This window comes from Streptomyces sp. NRRL F-2664 (assembly GCF_000719345.1).
GTDB lineage: Bacteria > Actinomycetota > Actinomycetes > Streptomycetales > Streptomycetaceae > Streptomyces.
Genome location: NZ_JOFX01000040.1, coordinates 28,178 through 47,975 on the forward strand (window position 1 = coordinate 28,178; position 19,798 = coordinate 47,975).

20 protein-coding genes are annotated in these 19,798 nt (G+C 73.4%); 17 read left to right on the forward strand and 3 right to left on the reverse strand.

Going from position 1 to position 19,798, the window contains the following annotated elements; genetic code table 11:
- Nucleotides 1–32: 32 nt before the first annotated feature.
- The 5 genes from ssuE (at nt 33) to IF89_RS0128255 (ending at nt 5,015) form a co-directional block, all read left to right on the forward strand.
- Nucleotides 33–686, forward strand: coding sequence for an NADPH-dependent FMN reductase (gene ssuE, locus IF89_RS41025; RefSeq protein ID WP_051807732.1), 654 nt, complete (start codon nt 33–35; stop codon nt 684–686).
- Between the two features lie 42 nt (nt 687–728).
- Nucleotides 729–1,772 carry an ABC transporter substrate-binding protein gene (locus IF89_RS0128240; protein WP_030773971.1) on the forward strand — a complete coding sequence of 348 codons (1,044 nt, stop codon included), beginning with the start codon at nt 729–731 and terminating at the stop codon, nt 1,770–1,772.
- 8 nt (nt 1,773–1,780) lie between these two features.
- Nucleotides 1,781–2,593 (forward strand): ABC transporter ATP-binding protein, encoded by an 813-nt coding sequence (locus IF89_RS0128245; protein WP_030773972.1) that lies wholly within the window; start codon nt 1,781–1,783, stop codon nt 2,591–2,593.
- Nucleotides 2,590–3,564, forward strand: a complete 975-nt coding sequence (locus tag IF89_RS0128250) for an ABC transporter permease (protein WP_234327894.1) — start codon at nt 2,590–2,592, stop codon at nt 3,562–3,564. The genes IF89_RS0128245 and IF89_RS0128250 overlap by 4 nt, the downstream gene beginning before the upstream one ends.
- Before the next feature lie 119 nt (nt 3,565–3,683).
- On the forward strand, nt 3,684–5,015 hold the full coding sequence (locus IF89_RS0128255; protein ID WP_030773977.1) for an LLM class flavin-dependent oxidoreductase: 1,332 nt from the start codon (nt 3,684–3,686) through the stop codon (nt 5,013–5,015).
- 115 nt (nt 5,016–5,130) lie between these two features.
- Here the strand turns inward: IF89_RS0128255 and IF89_RS0128260 are convergent, their stop codons facing one another.
- On the reverse strand, nt 5,131–5,850 hold the full coding sequence (locus IF89_RS0128260) for a DUF2470 domain-containing protein (protein ID WP_030773980.1): 720 nt from the start codon (nt 5,848–5,850) through the stop codon (nt 5,131–5,133).
- 154 nt (nt 5,851–6,004) lie between these two features.
- Here IF89_RS0128260 and IF89_RS0128265 point away from each other — a divergent pair, with 154 nt between their 5' ends.
- The 4 genes from IF89_RS0128265 (at nt 6,005) to IF89_RS0128280 (ending at nt 8,920) form a co-directional block, all read left to right on the forward strand.
- The gene (locus tag IF89_RS0128265; RefSeq protein ID WP_030773983.1) at nt 6,005–6,397 is read left to right on the forward strand and encodes a cell division protein SepF; all 393 of its coding nucleotides are present in this window, start codon (nt 6,005–6,007) and stop codon (nt 6,395–6,397) included.
- A gap of 67 nt (nt 6,398–6,464) precedes the next feature.
- Complete coding sequence (locus IF89_RS0128270; RefSeq protein WP_030773986.1) at nt 6,465–7,901, forward strand: hypothetical protein; 1,437 nt, start codon at nt 6,465–6,467, stop codon at nt 7,899–7,901.
- Nucleotides 7,898–8,311, forward strand: coding sequence for a nucleotide pyrophosphohydrolase (locus IF89_RS0128275; RefSeq protein WP_078628569.1), 414 nt, complete (start codon nt 7,898–7,900; stop codon nt 8,309–8,311). Before IF89_RS0128270 ends, IF89_RS0128275 begins: the two co-directional genes overlap by 4 nt.
- 123 nt (nt 8,312–8,434) lie before the next feature.
- On the forward strand, nt 8,435–8,920 hold the full coding sequence (locus IF89_RS0128280) for a DUF6099 family protein (protein WP_030773990.1): 486 nt from the start codon (nt 8,435–8,437) through the stop codon (nt 8,918–8,920).
- A gap of 193 nt (nt 8,921–9,113) precedes the next feature.
- Here IF89_RS0128280 and IF89_RS0128285 read toward each other — a convergent pair whose 3' ends face one another.
- Complete coding sequence (locus IF89_RS0128285; RefSeq protein ID WP_078628570.1) at nt 9,114–9,356, reverse strand: hypothetical protein; 243 nt, start codon at nt 9,354–9,356, stop codon at nt 9,114–9,116.
- Nucleotides 9,357–9,560: 204 nt separating this feature from the next.
- Between IF89_RS0128285 and IF89_RS0128290 the strand changes: the two genes are divergently transcribed.
- The 3 genes from IF89_RS0128290 to IF89_RS0128300 all read left to right on the forward strand — a co-directional run bounded on the left by IF89_RS0128290 (nt 9,561) and on the right by IF89_RS0128300 (nt 12,178).
- The gene (locus IF89_RS0128290) at nt 9,561–10,484 is read left to right on the forward strand and encodes an LLM class F420-dependent oxidoreductase (protein WP_030773996.1); all 924 of its coding nucleotides are present in this window, start codon (nt 9,561–9,563) and stop codon (nt 10,482–10,484) included.
- A gap of 15 nt (nt 10,485–10,499) precedes the next feature.
- Complete coding sequence (gene mmuM / locus IF89_RS0128295) at nt 10,500–11,420, forward strand: homocysteine S-methyltransferase (protein WP_030773998.1); 921 nt, start codon at nt 10,500–10,502, stop codon at nt 11,418–11,420.
- A 338-nt stretch (nt 11,421–11,758) separates the two neighbouring features.
- Nucleotides 11,759–12,178, forward strand: coding sequence for a DUF4440 domain-containing protein (locus IF89_RS0128300; RefSeq protein WP_051807734.1), 420 nt, complete (start codon nt 11,759–11,761; stop codon nt 12,176–12,178).
- On the opposite strand, the gene IF89_RS49655 is transcribed toward IF89_RS0128300, so the two are convergent.
- Nucleotides 12,133–12,576 (reverse strand): excalibur calcium-binding domain-containing protein, encoded by a 444-nt coding sequence (locus IF89_RS49655; RefSeq protein ID WP_420706973.1) that lies wholly within the window; start codon nt 12,574–12,576, stop codon nt 12,133–12,135. The genes IF89_RS0128300 and IF89_RS49655 overlap by 46 nt on opposite strands.
- Between IF89_RS49655 and IF89_RS0128305 the strand changes: the two genes are divergently transcribed.
- The 5 genes from IF89_RS0128305 to argF all read left to right on the forward strand — a co-directional run bounded on the left by IF89_RS0128305 (nt 12,575) and on the right by argF (nt 19,745).
- Nucleotides 12,575–14,074, forward strand: coding sequence for a 3' terminal RNA ribose 2'-O-methyltransferase Hen1 (locus tag IF89_RS0128305; RefSeq protein ID WP_030774004.1), 1,500 nt, complete (start codon nt 12,575–12,577; stop codon nt 14,072–14,074). The genes IF89_RS49655 and IF89_RS0128305 overlap by 2 nt on opposite strands.
- The gene (locus IF89_RS0128310) at nt 14,071–16,629 is read left to right on the forward strand and encodes a polynucleotide kinase-phosphatase (RefSeq protein ID WP_030774005.1); all 2,559 of its coding nucleotides are present in this window, start codon (nt 14,071–14,073) and stop codon (nt 16,627–16,629) included. Before IF89_RS0128305 ends, IF89_RS0128310 begins: the two co-directional genes overlap by 4 nt.
- 179 nt (nt 16,630–16,808) lie before the next feature.
- Nucleotides 16,809–17,315, forward strand: coding sequence for a hypothetical protein (locus IF89_RS0128315; protein WP_234327895.1), 507 nt, complete (start codon nt 16,809–16,811; stop codon nt 17,313–17,315).
- Nucleotides 17,316–17,361: 46 nt separating this feature from the next.
- Nucleotides 17,362–18,588, forward strand: coding sequence for an arginine deiminase (locus IF89_RS0128320; protein ID WP_030774010.1), 1,227 nt, complete (start codon nt 17,362–17,364; stop codon nt 18,586–18,588).
- A 137-nt stretch (nt 18,589–18,725) separates the two neighbouring features.
- Nucleotides 18,726–19,745, forward strand: a complete 1,020-nt coding sequence (argF, locus tag IF89_RS0128325) for an ornithine carbamoyltransferase (protein WP_030774013.1) — start codon at nt 18,726–18,728, stop codon at nt 19,743–19,745.
- Nucleotides 19,746–19,798 lie beyond the last annotated feature (53 nt).

Consider the following 19,798-nt stretch of genomic DNA (forward strand, 5'->3'; position numbering starts at 1 on the left):
GGCACACACCGTACGCCGCCCAAGGAGCCCCCGTGCCCGCACCCGCCCCCGCCCGCCAGCACCGTGCGAAGCCCAAGCTGCTCGCCCTCACCGGCAGCCCCTCGGCCCACTCCCGTACCGCCGTCGTCGCCGAGCATGCCCTGCGCCACCTGACCCGGTCCCGGCCCGGCTTCGAGACCAGCCGCCTGGCCGTGCGCGAACTCCCCGCCGCCGACCTGCTCGCGGCCCGCCGCGGCGAGCCCGAGATCCGCCGCGCCCTCGAAGCCGTCGCCGAGGCGGACGGCCTGATCATCGCGACGCCGGTCTACAAGGCCTCGTACACCGGCCTGCTCAAGGCCTTCCTCGACCTGCTCCCGCAGGACGGCCTGGTCGGCAAGACGGTTCTGCCCCTCGCGACCGGCGGCAGCCTCGCCCACGTCCTGACCATCGACTACGCCCTGCGCCCCGTGCTCTCCGCGCTCGGAGCCCGGCACGTCACCGCAGGCCGGTTCGTCCTGGACTCCTGCGTCGAGCGCGGCTCCGGCCCCGACCGGCTGCGGCCCGAGGCGGAGATCGACCTCCTCCAGGCGGTCGACGAGTTCGCCGACGCCCTGCACGCCACCGCCACCACCCCGTCGCCGGCCGAGACCCCCTCCCTCGCCGGCACCGCGCTGCTCGCCGACAGCCCGCTGACCGTCGCCCCGTAAGCCGGCCCCGCCCCTGACGACCCGTACCGACAAGGATCCGCCATGCCCGCAGCACGCACCCCGACCACCACCTCCCGGCGCCAGTTCCTGACCCTGCTCGGCATCTCGGCGGCCGCGGTGAGCTGCGGCACGGCCACCGCCCGCGGCGGATCCGGCTCCGGTTCCGGCGGCCAGGTCACCACCCTCAAGTACCAGGGCAGCGTGGGAGCCGTCACGCTTCCCGAACTCGCCGCCGACCTCGGCCACCTCGGCGACGTCGAGCTGGAGTGGATCGGCAACACCATCAGCGGCCCGCAGGACATCCAGTCGGCGGCCACCGGCCAGATCCACTTCGGCGGCGCCTTCAACGGAGCCATCGTCAAACTGGCCGGCAGCAAGGCGCCGATCACCTCCGTCATCTCCTACTACGGCTCCGACCGGCACTCCTACAGCGGCTACTACGTGCTGGAGGACAGCCCCCTGCGGTCCGCCCGCGACCTGATCGGCAAGAAGGTCGGCATGAACACCCTGGGTGCACACGCCCATGCCATGCTGGAGATCTACCTGAAGCGCAACGGGGTGTCGAAGACGGACGCGGCCAAGGTCGAATCCCTGGTCGTACCGCCCGTCAACACCGAGCAGGTCCTCAGACAGAAGCAGATCGACGTCGCCGTGCTCGGCGGTGTACTGCGGGACAAGGCCCTCGCGGCCGGCGGGATCCGCCCGCTCTTCACCGACTTCGAGCTGCTCGGCCCGTTCAGCGCGGGCAGCTACGTGATGACGAAGCGCTTCGTCCGGGAGAACCCCGACACCGTCCGCACCTTCGTCACCGGAGTGGCCAAGGCCATCGAGTGGTCCCGCACCACCCCGCACGAGGAGGTCATCGCCCGCATGACGGACATCGTCACCCGGCGCGGCCGCAACGAGGACACCGCCACCCTCAAGTACTGGCGCTCCTACGGCGTCGCCGAGCCCGGCGGCCGGATGTCCGACAAGGAGTTCCAGGTGTGGCTGGACTGGCTCGCCGAACGCGGCGACATCAAGGAGGGCCGGCTGAAGGCCGCCGACCTCTACACCAACGACTTCAACGGACACGGGAAGGGGTGACGACGGCCATGGCGAAGATCGTTTTTGAGGGCGTCCGCAAGACGTTCGGGGACTTCACCGCCCTCGACGGCATCGACCTGGAGGTCGGCAGCGGCGAGTTCCTCGTGGTCGTCGGCCCCAGCGGCTGCGGCAAGTCCACCCTCCTGGACCTCCTCGGCGGACTGTCCACCCCGACGGACGGGCGGATCCTGCTCGACGGCAGGCCGGTCACCGGGCCGGGCCTCGACCGGGGGATCGTCTTCCAGCAGTACGCCCTGCTTCCGTGGCGGACGGCCCTCGGCAACGTCGAGTTCGGCCTGGAGGCCACCGGCGTACCGCGCCGCCAACGCTCCGCCAGAGCACGGGAGTACCTGGACCTCGTCGGGTTGGGCGGCTTCGAGGACCGGCACCCGCACCAGCTCTCCGGCGGCATGCGCCAGCGCGTGGCCATCGCCCGCTCGCTCGCGTACGACCCGGACGTGCTGCTGATGGACGAGCCGTTCGCCGCCCTCGACGCGCAGACCCGGGAGTCCCTCCAGGACGAGCTGCGCCGCATCTGGCAGCGCACCGGCAAGACCGTCGTCTTCATCACGCACGGCATCGAGGAAGCCGTGTACCTGGGCCAGAAGGTGGCCGTCATGACCTCCCGCCCGGGGCGGATCAAGGAGATCGTGCCCGTCGCCTTCGGCGCGCGCCCCGGTACGGGCACCGCTGCCGGGCCGCAGGGCGAGGAACTGCGGTCCAGTCCCGAGTTCGCCCGCTACCGCCACGAGCTCTGGACCCTCCTCCACGACGAGGTGGCCCGCGCCCGGCAACTGGAGAAGGAGGAGGCCTCCGTATGAGCACCGGAACCGACACCGCAGCCCCCGACACCACGGTCCCCGACGGCGCGGCTGCCGCCGACGCGGCGGCCCCCGTCGCCGCGTTCACCACGGCGACGACGCCGGCTCCCCCCGCACAGGACGCCCGCGGCTCCGGCCGCGCCGCCCGCCCGGCGGGGCCGAGGGACGCGCGCGACGGCCGCCCGGCCCGGCGGCGCCCCCTCCGGTCACTGGGGCGCAGGCTGCGCGCCCTCGCCGTGCGGTCCGCGGCGGTCCTCGCGCTCCTCGCCGTCTGGGAGACCGCACCCCGGCTCGGCCTGGCCGACCCCACCTTCCTGCCGCCGGTCAGTGAAGTGGCCGCCGCCTGGTGGGAGCTTCTGGGTAACGGCCAGCTCGGCCGGCACACCTGGGCCAGCCTGGTCCGCTCCTTCGGCGGCTTCGGCATCGCCGTCGTCGTGGCCGTCCCGCTGGGGCTGCTCATCGGCTGGTACCGGCCGGTCGCCGCGCTGCTCGGCCCGCTGCTGGAGGTGTTCCGCAACACCGCCGCACTGGCCCTGCTGCCCGTGTTCGTCCTGCTGCTCGGCATCGGCGAGACCTCGAAGGTGTCGATCGTCGTCTACGCCTGCGTCTGGCCGATCCTGCTGAACACCATCAGCGCCGTCGGGAACGCCGACCCCACCCTCGTCCGGCTGGCCCGCTCCATGGACCTGTCCACCCCCAGGCTCTTCCAGAAGGTGATCCTGCCGGCCTCCGTACCGGCCGTCTTCACCGGTATCCGGCTCGCCGGCGCCGTCTCCATCCTGGTCCTCGTCGCCGCCGAGATGATCGGAGCGAAGGCCGGCCTGGGCTACCTGATCAACGCCTCGCAGTTCAACTTCGCGATCCCGCAGATGTACGCGGGCATCGTCACCATCTCCGCCATCGGCGTCGCCTTCAACCAGCTGCTGGTCACGATCGAACGCCGACTGAGCACCTGGCGCGTCCCGTCCTGAAGCGGCGCCCGGACCCGACCCGACGCACCCGCTGCGGCACCCGCATGCGCTGCCGCACCCCGCACCCGCGCCTGTTTCCGCCGCGCCCCCGCCGCGACCCGAACCACGAGGACCCCGCCATGACCGCTCCCCGGACCCTGCACCTCAACGCCTTCCTGATGAACGCCGGCCACCACGACGCCGCCTGGCGCCACCCGGCCAGCAGCCCCGAACGCGTCACCGACCCGGCCTACTTCCAGGAACTGGCCCGCACCGCCGAGCGCGGCCGGCTCGACTCCGTCTTCTTCGCCGACGGTCTCGCCCTGTGGGGCAAGGCCCGCTACAACGCCCTCGGCGGGTTCGAGCCGCTCACGCTGCTGTCCGCCATCGCCGCCGTCACCGAACACATCGGCCTCATCGCCACCGTGTCCACCACCTTTCACGAACCCTTCAACGTCGCCCGCGCGTTCGCCTCGCTCGACCACATCAGCGGCGGCCGGGCCGGATGGAACATCGTCACCTCCGGCACCCTCGACGAGGCGCGCAACTTCAACCGGGACGAGCACCTGGAGCACGCTCTGCGCTACGACCGGGCCCGCGAGTTCCTCGACGTCGCCACCAAGCTCTGGGACAGCTGGGAGGACGACGCGATCGTCCTCGACAAGGACGCCGGCATCTACGCCGACACCGACAAGCTGCACCCCGCCGCGCACCGCGGCGAGTACTTCGGCGTCGCCGGCCCCCTGAACGTCCCGCGCTCCCCCCAGGGCCACCCGCTGCTCGTCCAGGCGGGGTCCTCCGAGTCCGGGAAGGAGTTCGCCGCCCAGTACGCCGAGGCCGTCTTCACCGCCCAGCAGACCCTCGCCGACGGCCAGACCTTCTACAAGGACCTCAAGTCCCGGCTGGCCCGGCACGGCCGCGCCGAGTCCGACCTCCTCGTCCTGCCCGGCATCGCCCCCGTCATCGGATCCACCGAGGCCGAGGCCAGGGCCCTGGAGCAGGAGCTCACCGACCTCCAGGTGCCGCAGTACGGTCTCGCCCAGCTCTCCGGGATGCTCGGCGTGGACCTCACCGGCCTGCCGCTCGACGGCCCGCTGCCCGACCTGCCCGAGGAGCGGGACATCAACGGCAACAAGAGCCGCTTCACGCTCGTCGCCGAACTCGCCCGCCGCGAGCGCCTCGACCTGCGCGCGCTCATCGCCCGCCTCGGCGCCGGCCGCGGCCACCGGGTCTACGCCGGCACGCCCGAGCAGATCGCCGACCAGCTCCAGGAGTGGTTCACGCAGGGCGCCGCCGACGGCTTCAACATCATGGCGCCGGTACTGCCCACGGGGCTGACCGACTTCGTCGACCACGTCGTGCCGATCCTGCAGCGCCGCGGACTCTTCCGCACCGAGTACACCGGCCGCACCCTGCGCGAGAACTACGGCCTGCCCCGGCCCGCCAACCGGTACGCGGCGGCGGCCTCGTGACGCACGCCCCGTACCGGACGACCGCCTGACCGGCCGCGTGCCGACGACCCGCAGGCCGAGGGCGGCGACGACGATCCGTACGCCGAAGGGCCCCGGACCGCCGGCCGCGGGCGGGTCAGGCCGGCAGCGTGTTGCGGTGCGAGCGGCGGCGAGCCGCGCTGAACAGTGCCTGCATCTGCGCGCCCGACTGCTCGACGTCGTCCAGGGGCGAGGGGAAGGCAAGCCGCACGTCGCGGTGGCCGCGCCGCTCCTCCAGCCGCAGGGTGATCCCGTAGCGGTCCATGGCGAGCGGCAGGGCCCGCACGACCGCGGCCGCGGTCGCCGGCCGGACCAGCCGCAGCAGCAGCGTGACCAGGTCCCGGTGGTCGTCGAGGAGGTGCGTGAGCATGCCCGCCTCGTACGGGGCGAGGGGGTCGGGGTCGGCCGCGTCCAGCTCCTCCAGGCCGACGTGCACGACGCCCTCCGCCGTCCGCAGCTCGGCCCGTTCGAACTCCATGCAGGTGGAGTCGGCGCCGGAACCGGCGGACAGGTCGGAGTAGGGGGTGAGCAGCCGGCCCGTCACGGTGACGCGGGCCCGCACCCGGTCCCGTACGGGGGTGGGGGCGACGTCGGTGAACTCCAGGTGGCTCGCGGGCCGGTACTCGGCGTGGCCGCCGGGCTCGGCGGGGTGCAGGTGCAGTCGGCCCATGGGGTCGCCGCCGTCGAGGTGGCGGACCTCGGTGCGCAGTCCGTCCGTGACCACCGTCATGGAGTGGGCGGCGGCCAGGATCGATCGGATCCGCTCGGCGGCGGTGGGCAGGGCGGCCGACGTGGCGGGGTCACCGAACAGGCGCATGCGGTCTCTCCATCTCCAGCGTGTTAGGTAAGCCTAACCTAATCCATCCTGATGCGTGAGCGTACCCGGCGGGGTTCGTGTCGTTGTTGGGCTGAACGGGTGAAACGCGAGAGGATGGGGGGATGCACATGAAGCGCGCGGCCGAGGCGGCCCGGTGAGCAGGTACGACGTCACCGACGAACAGTGGGAGGGGCTCGCGCAGGTGGTACCTCTGCGCAGTCGCAACGAATGGCCCTCCCGGGTGGACCACCGCACGATCCCCAAGTCGCCCGGGGCGGCGGCGGAGCAGCGGCGCTTCGTGGTGATCAGAGTCCAGATCTTCGCGGACGCGCGGGAGGTGGCCGAATACCTGATCGCGCAGATCCCGGTCCTGCTCGACCTCACCGGTGCGGACAGTGAAGTGGCCAAGCGAATCCTGGACTTCAGCAGCGGGGTGGTCTTCGGGCTGGGCAGCGGGATGCACCGGGTCGACCGGAACGTCTTCCTGCTGGCGCCCGTGGGGACCGAGGTCGAGGGGATCGCGGCCGCCGCCGTCCCCCGATCGTAGGAAGGTCCGTACGAAGGAACGGTTCGCCGGGGCCGCGGGTGGCCCCGCGGCCCGTACCGTCCGGCGCATGGACGCCACCGCCGTCGCGTTGGGCGACACCCGTACCCATGTGCCCGAGACCGCTGCGGCCGGCGAGCCCTCCGCCGCGCAGCCGCCGGCTCCTGCTCCCGTCCCGGCCCGGACCGCCCCGGTCGGTGCACCGGCCGTGCCCGCAGCCGGTGCGCGACCGGATCCCGCGCCGCCGGTGCCCCGGAGCCCGTCGGACCCGCCCTGCCGGCCCGGCACCCCGCGCGATGCCGCAGCCCCCGGCGATCCGGCCGTGCCGGCGCAGGCGGTGCGCCGCGGCTCCGGTCCGCCCGCCGAGCCCGCGCAGCGGCAGCCGTGCGCGCGGCCCGTGCTCACCGAGCTGCGGCTGTCCGCCTTCGGCAGGCACCGGTCCGCGGCCTTCCCGCTCGGACCCGTCACCCTCTTCGCGGGGCCGAGCGGTAGCGGCAAGTCCCAGGCGCTGGACGCCTATGCCGCCCTCGCCGGCCTCGGCGCCGGCGCCACCCTCGACGAGGCCTTCCCGGACGCCACCGCCCGTATCCCCGACCGGGCGCTCCCCGACGCGCAGCGGCGACGCGGCTTCCGCCTCGGCTGCACGGTCGACGGCCCGGCCGGACCGGTCCGGCTCGATCTCGCCGTCCAGGCCGAGCCCGGCCTGCGGATCGTCGGCGAACGGCTCTCCCAGGGCGGGCAGGTCCTCTTCGCCACCGCCCTGCGCGACCCGGGCCGGCGCTCGGTGCAGGCCGCCTGGCTGACCGGGGGCGCCGTCGGCGTCACCCGCGCCCCGCTGCCCGACGACCGGCTGGGCACCGCACTGCTCCCGCTGCGGGTCGCCGGCTCCACCGCGGGCCAGCGGCAGGTGCTGGCGGCCGCGGAGCAGGTGGTGGTGGCCCTGCGGTCGGTGTTCGCCTGCGACCCCCGACCGGACCGGATGCGGGCGCCCGTGGCGCGCGGCGAGGGCCGGCTGCTGGGCGACTGCGCCAACCTGGCCGACGTACTGCGCCGGACCCGCCACGAATGCGGGACCCGCCACGCGCTGCTGGCCGAGGCCGCCCGCACCGGCTGCGCGGGTCCGGTCGCCGGGCTGGACGTGCGCGCTCCCGAGGACGGCGCCGTCACCGCCGTCCTGGACCGCGGGCCCGGCCGCCCCGCCACCGAGCTCGCGCGCCTGGGGGCGGGTGAACTCCGCTTCCTGGCCCTGGCGTTGGTCCTGCTGACCGGTCCCGGCGTGCTGGATATGGACCCGGCCGCCGAACTGCTGTCCGCGCGGCAGGCGCTGACCGTGCTGGCCGACGGCCTCGACCGCGGGCTGGACGCGAGCCAGAGCACCGAACTGCTGCGGCTGGCGCTGCTGTCCTGCGGCCGCGGCCATGTCCGGCTGGTGGCGGCCGTGGGGGAGGGGACCGCGGCCGCCGCCCGCCTCCTGCCGGACGTGTCGGTGGTAGACCTGTCGGCATGAACGAGACGGAGACAGGGGCGCAGTCGCAGTCGCGTGAGGCCGGGCCGCCCGGGCGGCCCGAGGAGCGGCTGGACGTGCTGCAGCGCAGGCTCGCCCGGTTCGCGGCGGCGCGCGGCTGGGAGCCCTACCACACACCCAAGAACCTGGCGGTGGCGCTGAGCGTGGAGGCTTCCGAACTGGTGGAGATCTTCCAGTGGTTGACGCCCGAGCAGTCGGCGAACGTCATGGAGAACCCGGAATCCGCCCACCGCGTGGCCGACGAGGTGGCCGACGTGCTCGCGTACCTGCTGCAGTTCTGTGAGGTTCTCGGGGTGGATGTGCTGGATGCGCTAGCCGCGAAGATCGAGAGGAATGAACTGCGTTTCCCTCCAACGGGTGATCCGACACCGAATCGTCACTCTTCGGAGTGATGGACTCTTCCACAATCACGATTCTGTCCACATTTTCCGAATACCCCTGGCTTTACCGGCCCGTTGCCCTCACTCTGGGTAGTGGTGAGGACGGCGGGATGTCGTGCGGACGGGGGACGGCGTATGGATGCGGTACGGCTCATCGCGGCCGGCCGGCACGCGCTGGCACAGAGCGGGGCTGCGTGGGACATGGTGGGCGAGGCCTGGCAGGCCCAGGCCCTCGCACAGGGGATAGGGAGCTGGCTGGCGGTCACCGGGCCGCCGGAGCTGAGATCGGAGGCACGGGGACTGGGGGAAGCGGGAGGCAGAGGGTGCGGCGTGCTGGACCGGGCGGCCCTGCGCGGCGAGGGCAGCGCGCCTGCGTACCCGCCGCGGGCGGCACAGCTGAGCGGGGTGGCGGACGTCCGGCAGGCGCTGCTGGGACTCCAGGCGCTGCTCGGCGAAGTGGGGATAGCCCTGGTCGGGGTGGCGTGCGGCACCGACGACGAAGCCCTGTACTGGCAGTGCATAGAGTCGATCGACGCGGCTGACGAGTCCAGCGACCGGGTGCGGGCGATCCTGCGCCGGATGACCGTGCGCGAACGGGGCTCCGCCTCGGGCGTGGCCTGAGCCGGACACGGCCCGCGACCGGGCCGCGGCCGGACCGGCGGCGGTCCGGGGATCGCGTCGGTGGGACAGGGCCGGCGGGGCACGGAGTGCGGGTACAGGCACGGGTAGGGGCGCGAAGCACGGCCGGGCCCGGTAGAGGGCGTGTGCGGTACCTGCCGGGGTCCCGCCGGGTGCGGCGGCACCGGCATCACGGTCAGGAGGGCCGGGGGGACGGGCGCTCGCTGTCGGCGGTGCGGACCGCGGAGGACTGGAGATCGGCGTCGAGCTGGGAGAGGTCGGCGTTCAGCGCGGCCATCAGCTCCTCCATCTGCTGCAGCAGGCCTTTCGGGGCGCCGCCGCTCCGGGCGGGCGCCGTGGGCTCCGGCGGTGCGTCATGTCCTGCCTGCCCGGTCCAGCCGGTCTGTCGGGGGGTCTCCGGCACGTCCTCGTGGGACATGGCGGCCTCCTCGGCCCTGGCCCTTCCGAGGGGGAAGGGGGCGGTGGCCGCACCGGCGGGAAAGCCGCCGGCGCGCGGGCCGGGCGGTCCGGCGCCGTCCGGGCCAACGATCTCCGTCGGGGCCGGTCACTGGCGCCCTCGCGGCCCGACACGAGGGGTTGACGGAGATTCACCATGGCGGGGCGGGCGGGGCAGGATGGAGGTATGGATCTTCGCATTTTCACCGAACCCCAGCAGGGCGCGAGCTACGACACCCTCCTGAGCGTCGCCAAGGCCACCGAGGACCTCGGCTTCGATGCGTTCTTCCGCTCCGACCACTACCTGCGCATGGGAGCGGCCGACGGCCTGCCCGGCCCCACCGACGCCTGGATCACCCTCGCCGGCCTCGCCCGCGAGACCAGCCGGATCCGCCTCGGCACCCTGATGACGGCCGGCACCTTCCGGCTGCCCGGCGTGCTCGCCATCCAGGTGGCGCAGGTGGACCAGATGTCCGGCGGCCGCGTCGAACTGGGCCTGGGCGCAGGTTGGTTCGAGGAGGAGCACAAGGCCTACGGGATCCCCTTCCCGGCGGACCGGATGTCCCGGCTGGAGGAGCAGCTGGCCATCGTCACCGGCCTGTGGGCCACCGCGCCGGGCGCCGCCTTCGACTACGCGGGGGAGCACTACCGCGTGGAGAACTCGCCCGCCCTCCCCAAGCCCGTCCAGGCCAAGGTCCCGGTCCTGGTCGGGGGGCACGGAGCCAAGCGCACCCCGCGGCTCGCCGCGCGGTACGCGGACGAGTTCAACATGCCGTTCGCGTCGATCGCGGACAGCGAGCGGCAGTTCGGCCGGGTCCGGGAGGCGGCCGAGCAGGCCGGCCGCCGCCCCGGCGAACTCCTCCACTCCAACGCCCTCGTGGTGTGCGTGGGCAAGGACGACGCCGAGGTGGCCCGCCGGGCCGCCGCGATCGGCCGTGACGTGGACGAGCTCAAGGCCAACGGTCTGGCGGGCTCCCCGGCCGAGGTGGTGGACAAGATCGGCGCCTATGCGGCCATCGGCTCCTCCCGCATCTACCTCCAGCTGCTCGACCTCGACGACCTCGACCACCTGGAGCTGATCTCCGCCCAGGTGCTCTCGCAGGTCCGCTAGGGCCGGGGGACACCGATGCCGCGCGCGTCCGGCCCGCTCGCCGAAGCCCTGGCCGACCGGACCGTCGTCCTGGACGGCGGGCTCAGCAACCAGCTCACCGCCCAGGGCTGCGACCTGACCGGCGGCCTCTGGACCGCCCGCGTCCTCGACGAGCGGCCGGAGCAGGTCGAGGCCGCCCACACGGCGTACGCGCAGGCGGGCGCCGAGGTGCTGATCACCGCGAGCTACCAGATCGGCTACGGGGCATTCGCCGCCCGGGGCCGCGACCGCGACGCCACCACCGCCCTGCTGCACCGCAGCGTCGCGCTCGCCGCCCGGGCCGCGGAGGCCGCCGACCACGACGTGTGGGTGGCCGCCTCGGTGGGCCCGTACGGAGCGGTCCTCGCCGACGGTTCCGAGTACCGGGGCCGGTACGGCCTGGGCGTGCGCGCGCTCGCGGCGTTCCACCGCCCCCGCATCGAGGCCCTCCTCGCCGCGGGCCCCGACGTCCTGGCCGTCGAGACCCTCCCCGATCCCGACGAGGCCGAGGCCGTGATCACCGTGCTGGCGGAGACCGGCGCCCCGGCCTGGCTCAGCTACACCGTGGCCGGGGGCAGCACCCGCTCGGGCCGTCCGCTGCCCGAAGCCTTCGCCCTGGCCGCCGGCGCCCCGCAGGTCGTCGCGGTCGGCGTCAACTGCTGCGACCCCGCGGAGGTCCTGCCCGCCCTGGAGGCGGCGGCCACGGTCACCACCAAGCCCCTGCTGGCCTACCCCAACGACGGCTCAGTCTGGGACGCGGCCACCGCCACCTGGCACCCACCCGCCGTCACGCCCCCCTGGCCCACGGCCGCCTGGCACCGCACCGGAGCCCGCCTCATCGGCGGCTGCTGCCGCATCGGCCCCACCGACATCGCGCACCTGGCCCAGGAACACGGCGGGCGCGGCCGTCGGGCTTAGGGGGAGTTCGGAATCCCCCGCCTGCCGCCGGGCGGCCGGCGCTCCCCCGCGGACACCTCCCGACACGGACAGGCCAGGCCCGGGCCGGGTCGCCTCTGTCGGATCCTGCCGGACGGCGCGGGTCGGTCACGACCCGGCAGAGAGCCCTGGGGGGGCGCCTGACGAAGGATCTTGGATGGTTCGCGGAGCCAGAGGATGGGTGCGGCACGGTGGACCCGAGCACCGGTCCGCAACCGCCGCAGCACCCCGTTGATCACCGGCCGGTGATTCCGCCACGGCCGCCCACGACCGTTGAAAGCAGCCAAGGCCCGCCGGCCACGCCCGGGCATCATGGCGCCATGATCCAGAACAACCAACACGTGCCCGAGGCCCTCCAACAGCATCCCGACGTCACCGAGGCGATCGTCCTGGAGCAACGCCTCCACGACCCCTCCGTCCGCCTCTCCGGCCCCCTCGCCGAAGCCCTCTTCGACCTCGACTTCATCGAGGTCGGCGCCTCCGGACGGCGGTGGACGCATGAGGAGATGGTCGCTGCCCTGCCCACGCTTCACGGCGGCTCCGAGAGCAGCACTCCCATCACCGCAGAGCGCTTCGAGGGCACGGTCCTCGCCCCCGGGATCGTCCACCTCACCTACGAGACCCGCATCGAGGACCGCCACGCCCGCCGTTCGTCGATCTGGCGCCGCGACGCCGCCGGGCAGTTCCGGCTCTCCTACCACCAGGCCACGCCGGTGCCAGGCGGAACGACCCGGCCGTAGGGTCCGGCCCGGGACCCGCCTGCCCCTCGGAGCCGGGACCGCCAGGACACCCGACACCATCTGTCGGACAGGCTCTGACGCTCGCAGGCGATGCCGTCGCCGTCGCGGTCGAGGTGCCGCCCGTAGCCCGGGTCCCCCCGGCGGATCGGGGCCGCGCCCGCCGCCCGCACGGCGGCGCAGTTCGCGTAGGAGACGCTGCCGTCCCCGCCCGTGTCGTCGCCGTCGGACGCCGGGGCGGTCGTCCGGGCCGGCGCGGGAGCGGGCGCGGGGGTGGGCGCGGGCGCCGCGGGCCTCGGGTGCAGCTGGGCGCCGGGCCGTGCGGGGCAGCCGGTGCCGGGCACCACCAGGTTCAAAATCCGTTGGCCGGGGCAGGGGCCGGCCGTCATGCTGAAGCGCATGTTCCTTACGATCACCACCACCGGGACCGCCGGAAGTCCGGCCACTGACCTGGGCTTTCTGCTGCACAAGCACCCCGACCGGGTCCGCGTGGAGAGCCAGTCCCACGGCACCGCCCACGTGTTCTACCCCGAGGCGACGGCCCAGCGGTGCACGGCGGCCCTGCTGCTGGAGGTGGACCCCGTCGCGCTCGTCCGCCGCGGGAAGGGCAAGGGCCGCGGCGGAGCGCCCGACGCCGCGCTCGCGCAGTACGTCAACGACCGGCCGTACGCCGCGTCCTCGCTGCTCGCCGTCGCGCTCGGCGCGGTGTTCCGCACCGCCCTGAAGGGGCAGTGCGTCCTGCGCCCCGAACTCCCGGACCGGGAGCGCCCGCTGCGCATCGAGATCCCCGTACTGCCGGCCCGCGGCGGCGCCGCCATGGTGCACCGGCTGTTCGGCCCGCTCGGCTGGGACCTCGTACAGGCCGAGGCCGTGCCGCTCGACGAGCAGTTCCCGGCCTGGGGGGACTCCCGCTACGTACGCCTCGTGCTGGAGGGCGAGCTGCGCCTCGCCGACGCCCTGCGCCAGCTCTACGTGCTCCTGCCGGTCCTCGACGACGCCAAGCACTACTGGATAGCCGCCGACGAGGTGGACAAACTGCTGCGCGCCGGGGACGGCTGGCTCGCCGCGCACCCCGAGCACGCAGTGATCACCTCGCGCTACCTCGCCCGCCACAAGCGGCTGACCCAGGACGCCATCGAGCGCCTGGAGCTGCTGCGGCTCGCCGAGTCCGACGGCAGCGAGGTCGAGGAACTCGACAACGCGGTCGACGAGACCCGCGACACGCAGGAGCGGCCCGTACCGCTCGCCGTGCAGCGGCGCGGGGCGATCCTCGCCGCTCTGCGCGCCGCCGGAGCCCAGCGGGTGCTGGACCTCGGATGCGGCCAGGGCCAGTTGGTGCAGGCACTGCTGGGGGATCCCGCCTACACCGAGATCGTCGGCATGGACGTCTCCGTGCGCGCCCTGACCGTCGCCGCCCGGCGGCTGCGGCTGGACCGGATGGGTGAGCGGCAGCGTTCGCGTGTCACCCTGCTCCAGGGCTCGCTCGCCTACACCGACAAACGGCTGGCCGGCTACGACGCCGCCGTGCTGAGCGAGGTCATCGAGCACCTGGACCTGGAGCGGCTGCCCGCGCTGGAGTACGCGGTCTTCGGCGCGGCCCGTCCCCGCACGGTCCTCGTCACCACCCCGAACGTCGAGTACAACGTCCGCTGGGAGACCCTGCCGGCCGGGCACGTCCGGCACGGCGACCACCGCTTCGAGTGGACCCGCGCGGAGTTCCGCGCATGGGCGGGCCGGGTCGGCGCGCGCTTCGGCTACACGGTCGCGTACGTCCCCGTCGGCGACGACGACCCCGAGGTCGGGCCGCCGACGCAGATGGCCGTCTTCACCCGGGCCACCGCCGAGACCGCCACCCCCGGCACCACCACCGACTCCCCGAAGGAGGGCGAGGCAGCATGACCACCACCGAGAACAAGCGCACACTTCCCGTCACCGACCTGTCCCTCGTCGTCCTCATCGGCGCCACCGGATCCGGCAAGTCCACCTTCGCCCGCAAGCACTTCAAGCCCACCGAGGTCATCTCCTCCGACCACTGCCGGGGCCTCGTCCGCGACGACGAGAACGACCAGAGCGCCAGCCGGGACGCCTTCGACGTCCTGCACTACATCGCCGGCAAGCGCCTCGCCGCCGGCCGCCTGACCGTCGTCGACGCCACCAGCGTCCAGGCCGACGCCCGCCGGCAGCTGGTCGCGCTCGCCCGCGAGCACGACGTCCTGCCCGTCGCCATCGTCCTGGACATGCCCGAGCAGGTCTGCGCCGAGCGCAACGCCGCCCGCCCCGACCGGGTCGGCCTGCCCCGCGCGGTCATCCAGCGGCACCGCCGCGACCTGCGGCGCTCCCTGCGCGGTCTGGAGCGCGAAGGCTTCCGCAAGGTGCACGTGCTGCGTTCCGTCGAGGAGGCCGAGAACGCCGAGGTCGTCCTGGAGAAGCGGTACAACGACCTCACCCACCTCACGGGCCCCTTCGACATCGTCGGTGACATCCACGGCTGTTCCTCCGAGCTGGAGACCCTGCTCGGCAAGCTCGGCTACGAGGACGGCGTCCACCCCGACGGCCGCACGGCCGTCTTCGTCGGCGACCTCGTCGACCGCGGCCCCGACAGCCCCGGCGTCCTGCGCCGCGTGATGGGAATGGTCGGGTCCGGCAACGCCCTGTGCGTGCCCGGGAACCACGAGAACAAGCTCGGCCGCTACCTCAAGGGCTCCAAGGTGCAGCTGACCCATGGTCTCGCCGAGACCGTCGAGCAGCTCTCCCGCGAGCCGCAGGAGTTCGTCGAGGAGGTCCGGGAGTTCATCCGCGGCCTCGTGAGCCACTACGTCCTCGACGGCGGGAAGCTGGTGGTCTGCCACGCGGGCCTGCCCGAGAAGTACCACGGGCGCACCTCCGGGCGGGTCCGCTCGCACGCCCTGTACGGGGAGACCACCGGCGAGACCGACGAGTTCGGCCTGCCCGTGCGCCACCCGTGGGCGGAGGACTACCGCGGCAAGGCCGTCGTGGTCTACGGACACACCCCGGTGCCGAACACCGCCTGGGTCAACAACACCATCTGCCTCGACACCGGCGCCGTCTTCGGCGGCCGGATGACCGCCCTGCGCTGGCCCGAGCGCGAACTGGTCGACGTACCCGCCGAGAAGGTCTGGTACGAGCCGGTCAAGCCGCTGGCCGCCGAGGTGCCGGGCGGGCACGACGGCCGTCCCGTCGACCTGGCCGACGTGCACGGGCGGCGCGTCGTCGAGACGCGGCACCTGGGCAACGTGGGCGTCCGCGAGGAGAACGCGGCAGCGGCCCTGGAGGTCATGAGCCGCTTCGCCGTGGATCCGCGGCTGCTCCCGTACCTGCCGCCGACCATGGCGCCGACCGCGACCTCCCGCGAGGACGGCTACCTGGAGCACCCGGCCGAGGCCTTCGCCCAGTACCGCAAGGACGGCATCGCCCAGGTGGTGTGCGAGGAGAAGCACATGGGCTCCCGCGCCACCGTCCTGCTCTGCCGCGACGCCGGCGCGGCCCGCGAGCGGTTCGGCGTCGACGGCCCGACCGGTTCTGTCTACACGCGCACCGGCCGGCCCTTCTTCCACGACGGCGACGTCACCGAGGAGGTCCTGGCGCGGCTGCGCGCGGCGGTCACCGCCGCCGGGCTGTGGGAGGAGCTGGGCACCGACTGGCTGCTGCTCGACGGGGAACTCCTGCCCTGGTCGCTGAAGTCGGGCGGTCTGCTGCGCAGCCAGTACGCGGCCGTCGGCGCCGCCTCGCGCGCCGTCTTCCCCGATGCCCTCGCGGCCCTGGAGGCGGCCGCCGCGCGCGGCGCCGACACCGGCGCGCTGCTGGAGCGCCAGCGCGGCCGCGCCGCCGACGCGGCGGCGTTCACCGATGCCTACCGCCGCTACTGCTGGACCACCGACGGGCTGGACGGCGTACGGTTCGCGCCGTTCCAGCTGCTGGCGGCGGCCGGCACCTCGCTGGCCGCCGTCCCCCACGCCCGGCAGCTGGCCTGGCTGGACCGGCTGGTCGCGGCCGACGACCCGGCCGCCCCGGGCGGCACCGGCCTGCTGCGCGGCACCGGCCGGATCGTGGTCGACACCGGCGACGAGGACTCCGTACGGGCCGGTACCGACTGGTGGCTGGAGCTGACGGCCGCCGGCGGCGAGGGCATGGTCGTCAAACCGATGCAGGCTTACGCCCGCGACGGCGGGGGACGGCTGGTCCAGCCCGGGGTCAAGGTGCGCGGACGCGAGTACCTGCGGATCATCTACGGCCCGGAGTACACGCGCCCGGACCAGCTGGAGCGGCTGCGGGAGCGGCACCTCGGGCACAAGCGCTCGCTCGCCCTGCGCGAGTACGCGCTCGGGCTGGAGGCACTGGACCGGCTGGCGGCCGGGGAGCCGCTGTGGCGGGTCCACGAGCCGGTCTTCGCGGTGCTGGCGCTGGAGTCGGAGCCGGTCGACCCGCGGCTGTGAGCACGGCGGCGCCGGCCACCGTGCGGGGGCGGGCGTAAAGGCGGAGCCCCCGTACGGCCCCGAATTAGGTCGTATGGGGGAACTTTCGCGGAGAACGCCGGGGAAACCGCCGGCGGGATCGTTCATCCAGGGCAGCGGAATGACCGCCACCCTGGAAGGACGGAACATCACCTATGAAGATGACCGCGCGCGGAAGCATTGCGGCGCTCTTGACCTGTATGGCCGCGGCCGGTGTGGCCACCCCGGCCGTGGCCGACGGGGTGCCGGTGGGTGTCCCGCTGGAAGGTGTGGAGACCACGACGGGCCTGGACGTCCCGCGGATCGCCACCGCGGTGCCGCTGCCGGTCGTCGGAGCGCCCGAGGCCCCCCGCATGCACAAGGGCGACATGCTCCCCACTCCGCTGCTCCCGGCGGTCCCGGTGGCCACGGAGCTGGGCGAGACCCTGGTGACCTCCCCGCTGCCGAACCTGGCGGGCCGCCCGGAGACGGACGGCGAGGGTTCCCTGGAGGCGCCTGCCACCACCGTCCGTACGCGCGCCCCCGGCGCGCGCGTGGGTGCGCCGCTCACGATGCCGGACGGGTCCAACTTCGGGCTGCCGAACCTGACCGCGCCCAAGCTGGGTCTCCTCGCGCCGGAGGTCACCGGAGCGCCGCAGGCCCTTCTCGGTGTCGCCCTGCCCCGCTGAGCCGACGCCGCCTCAAAAGGCCGCCCGGTCTGCGAACGTGTACGGCATGGGATTCCATGTCGACTCCGAGACCGGGCGGCTTCGCCGCGTCATCCTCCACCGGCCCGACCTGGAGCTGAAGCGGCTCACACCCGGCAACAAGGACGCGCTCCTCTTCGACGACGTGCTGTGGGTGCGCCGGGCCCGCCAGGAGCACGACGGCTTCGCGGACGTGTTGCGGGACCGGGGTGTGGAGGTCCACCTCTTCGGTGACCTGCTGTGCGAGGTCCTCGACGTCCCGGAGGCGAGGCGGCTCGTACTGGACCGGGTGTTCGACGAGAAGGAGTACGGTCCGCTCGCCACCGACCACCTGCGGGCCGCCTTCGACGGGCTGACCTCGGCGGAGTTGGCCCAGGCGCTGGTCGGCGGGATGACCAAGCGGGAGTTCCTGGAACGGCACGGCGAGCCGGTGTCCGTGCGCTTCCACGTCCTGGACCTGGACGACTTCCTGCTGCGGCCGCTGCCCAACCACCTCTTCACCCGCGACACCTCGGCCTGGATCTACGACGGGGTGTCCATCAACGCGATGCGCTGGCCCGCCCGGCAGCGCGAGACCGTCCACTTCGAGGCGATCTACCGGCACCACCCGCTTTTCACCGCCTCCGGTGCCTTCCACTACTGGTCGCAGGGGCAGGCGGACTACCCCTCCACGATCGAGGGCGGGGACGTCCTCGTCATCGGCAACGGCGCGGTGCTGATCGGGATGAGCGAGCGGACCACGCCGCAGGCGGTGGAGATGCTGGCGCGGGGCCTGTTCGCCGCCGGCTCGGCGACCTCGATCGTGGCCCTCGACATGCCGAAGCACCGGGCCTTCATGCACCTGGACACCGTGATGACGATGGTGGACGGAGATACGTTCACTCAGTACGCGGGCCTCGGCATGCTCCCCTCCTACACGATCGAGCCCGGCGACGGCGGCAACGAGCTGAAGGTGACCGACCACCCGGCGGAGCACATGCACCGGGCCATCGCGGCGGCGCTCTCGCTCGACGCGATCCGGGTGCTGACCGCGACCCAGGACGTGCACTCGGCCCAGCGCGAGCAGTGGGACGACGGGTGCAATGTGCTCGCCGTCGAACCGGGCGTGGTGGTCGCCTACGAGCGCAACGTCACCACTAACACGCACCTGCGCAAGCTGGGCATCGAGGTGATCGAGATCCCGGGCAGTGAACTGGGGCGGGGCCGCGGCGGGCCGCGCTGCATGAGCTGTCCGGTGGAGCGGGACGCCGTCTGACCGGCGGGCCGGGGGCCGGGGCCGGGAGCCGGGCCGGGACAGATCACACCCGCGGACCACCCACCGGTCTGTATATCAATACAAGGTGTCGTATACACTTCCAGCACCCCCTGTCACCGTGACGCTGGAGCGACCCCATGGCCCCCGACCTCAAAGGCCGCAGTTTTCTCAAGGAGCTCGACTTCACGGCCGCCGAGTTCCGCGGCCTGGTCGAGCTCGCCGCCGACCTGAAGGCGGCCAAGAAGGCCGGGGTCGAGCAGCAGCACCTCCGGGGCCGCAACATCGCGCTGATCTTCGAGAAGACCTCGACGCGCACCCGCTGCGCCTTCGAGGTCGCCGCTGCGGACCAGGGCGCCCACACCGTCTACCTCGACCCGGCCGGCTCCCAGATGGGGCACAAGGAGTCCGTCCGCGACACCGCTCGGGTGCTGGGCCGGATGTTCGACGGGATCGAGTACCGCGGTGACAGCCAGGATGCCGTCGAGGCGCTCGCCGCGCACTCCGGCGTGCCGGTCTTCAACGGCCTGACCGACGACTGGCACCCCACCCAGATGCTGGCCGACGTCCTCACCATGACCGAGCACAGCACCGAGCCGCTGCACCGGATCTCCTTCGCCTACCTCGGCGACGCCCGCTTCAACATGGGCAACTCCTACCTCGTGACCGGGGCGCTGCTGGGCATGGACGTACGGATCGTCGCGCCCAGGAGCTACTGGCCCGCCGAGCACGTGGTCGCCGAGGCGCGCCGGCTCGCGGCGGACAGCGGTGCGCGCATCACCCTGACCGAGGAGATCGACAAGGGGGTCGCCGAGGTCGACTTCGTCGTCACCGACGTGTGGGTGTCCATGGGCGAGCCCAAGGAGGTCTGGGACGAGCGGATCGCGGCCCTGGCGCCCTACGCCGTCACGATGGACGTGTTGCGGGCCACCGGGAATCCGGACGTGAAGTTCATGCACTGCCTGCCGGCCTTCCACGACCTCGGCACCAAGGTGGCCCGGGAGGTGCACGAGCGCCACGGCCTCGCATCGCTGGAGGTGACGGACGAGGTGTTCGAGTCCGAGCACTCCGTCGTCTTCGACGAGGCCGAGAACCGGCTGCACACCATCAAGGCCGTACTCGTCGCCACCCTCGGCCGCCCCGGCCCGGGTGACGCATAGTCATACGGGGGCGTGCGCGTCCCGCGCATCGCGGGACGCCCGCCCCGCCGGGG

Excerpts from the sequence above, each read along its gene's own strand:
- IF89_RS0128240 (WP_030773971.1), top strand. The coding sequence starts at position 729 with ATGCCCGCAGCACGCACCCCGACCACCACCTCCCGGCGCCAGTTCCTG.
- IF89_RS0128245 (WP_030773972.1), top strand. The coding sequence starts at position 1,781 with ATGGCGAAGATCGTTTTTGAGGGCGTCCGCAAGACGTTCGGGGACTTC.
- IF89_RS0128250 (WP_234327894.1), top strand. The coding sequence starts at position 2,590 with ATGAGCACCGGAACCGACACCGCAGCCCCCGACACCACGGTCCCCGAC.
- IF89_RS0128255 (WP_030773977.1), top strand. The coding sequence starts at position 3,684 with ATGACCGCTCCCCGGACCCTGCACCTCAACGCCTTCCTGATGAACGCC.
- IF89_RS0128260 (WP_030773980.1), bottom strand. The coding sequence starts at position 5,850 with ATGCGCCTGTTCGGTGACCCCGCCACGTCGGCCGCCCTGCCCACCGCC.
- IF89_RS0128270 (WP_030773986.1), top strand. The coding sequence starts at position 6,465 with ATGGACGCCACCGCCGTCGCGTTGGGCGACACCCGTACCCATGTGCCC.
- IF89_RS0128275 (WP_078628569.1), top strand. The coding sequence starts at position 7,898 with ATGAACGAGACGGAGACAGGGGCGCAGTCGCAGTCGCGTGAGGCCGGG.
- IF89_RS0128280 (WP_030773990.1), top strand. The coding sequence starts at position 8,435 with ATGGATGCGGTACGGCTCATCGCGGCCGGCCGGCACGCGCTGGCACAG.
- IF89_RS0128285 (WP_078628570.1), bottom strand. The coding sequence starts at position 9,356 with ATGTCCCACGAGGACGTGCCGGAGACCCCCCGACAGACCGGCTGGACC.
- IF89_RS0128290 (WP_030773996.1), top strand. The coding sequence starts at position 9,561 with ATGGATCTTCGCATTTTCACCGAACCCCAGCAGGGCGCGAGCTACGAC.
- mmuM (WP_030773998.1), top strand. The coding sequence starts at position 10,500 with ATGCCGCGCGCGTCCGGCCCGCTCGCCGAAGCCCTGGCCGACCGGACC.
- IF89_RS0128300 (WP_051807734.1), top strand. The coding sequence starts at position 11,759 with ATGATCCAGAACAACCAACACGTGCCCGAGGCCCTCCAACAGCATCCC.
- IF89_RS0128305 (WP_030774004.1), top strand. The coding sequence starts at position 12,575 with ATGTTCCTTACGATCACCACCACCGGGACCGCCGGAAGTCCGGCCACT.
- IF89_RS49655 (WP_420706973.1), bottom strand. The coding sequence starts at position 12,576 with ATGCGCTTCAGCATGACGGCCGGCCCCTGCCCCGGCCAACGGATTTTG.
- IF89_RS0128310 (WP_030774005.1), top strand. The coding sequence starts at position 14,071 with ATGACCACCACCGAGAACAAGCGCACACTTCCCGTCACCGACCTGTCC.
- IF89_RS0128315 (WP_234327895.1), top strand. The coding sequence starts at position 16,809 with ATGACCGCGCGCGGAAGCATTGCGGCGCTCTTGACCTGTATGGCCGCG.
- IF89_RS0128320 (WP_030774010.1), top strand. The coding sequence starts at position 17,362 with ATGGGATTCCATGTCGACTCCGAGACCGGGCGGCTTCGCCGCGTCATC.
- argF (WP_030774013.1), top strand. The coding sequence starts at position 18,726 with ATGGCCCCCGACCTCAAAGGCCGCAGTTTTCTCAAGGAGCTCGACTTC.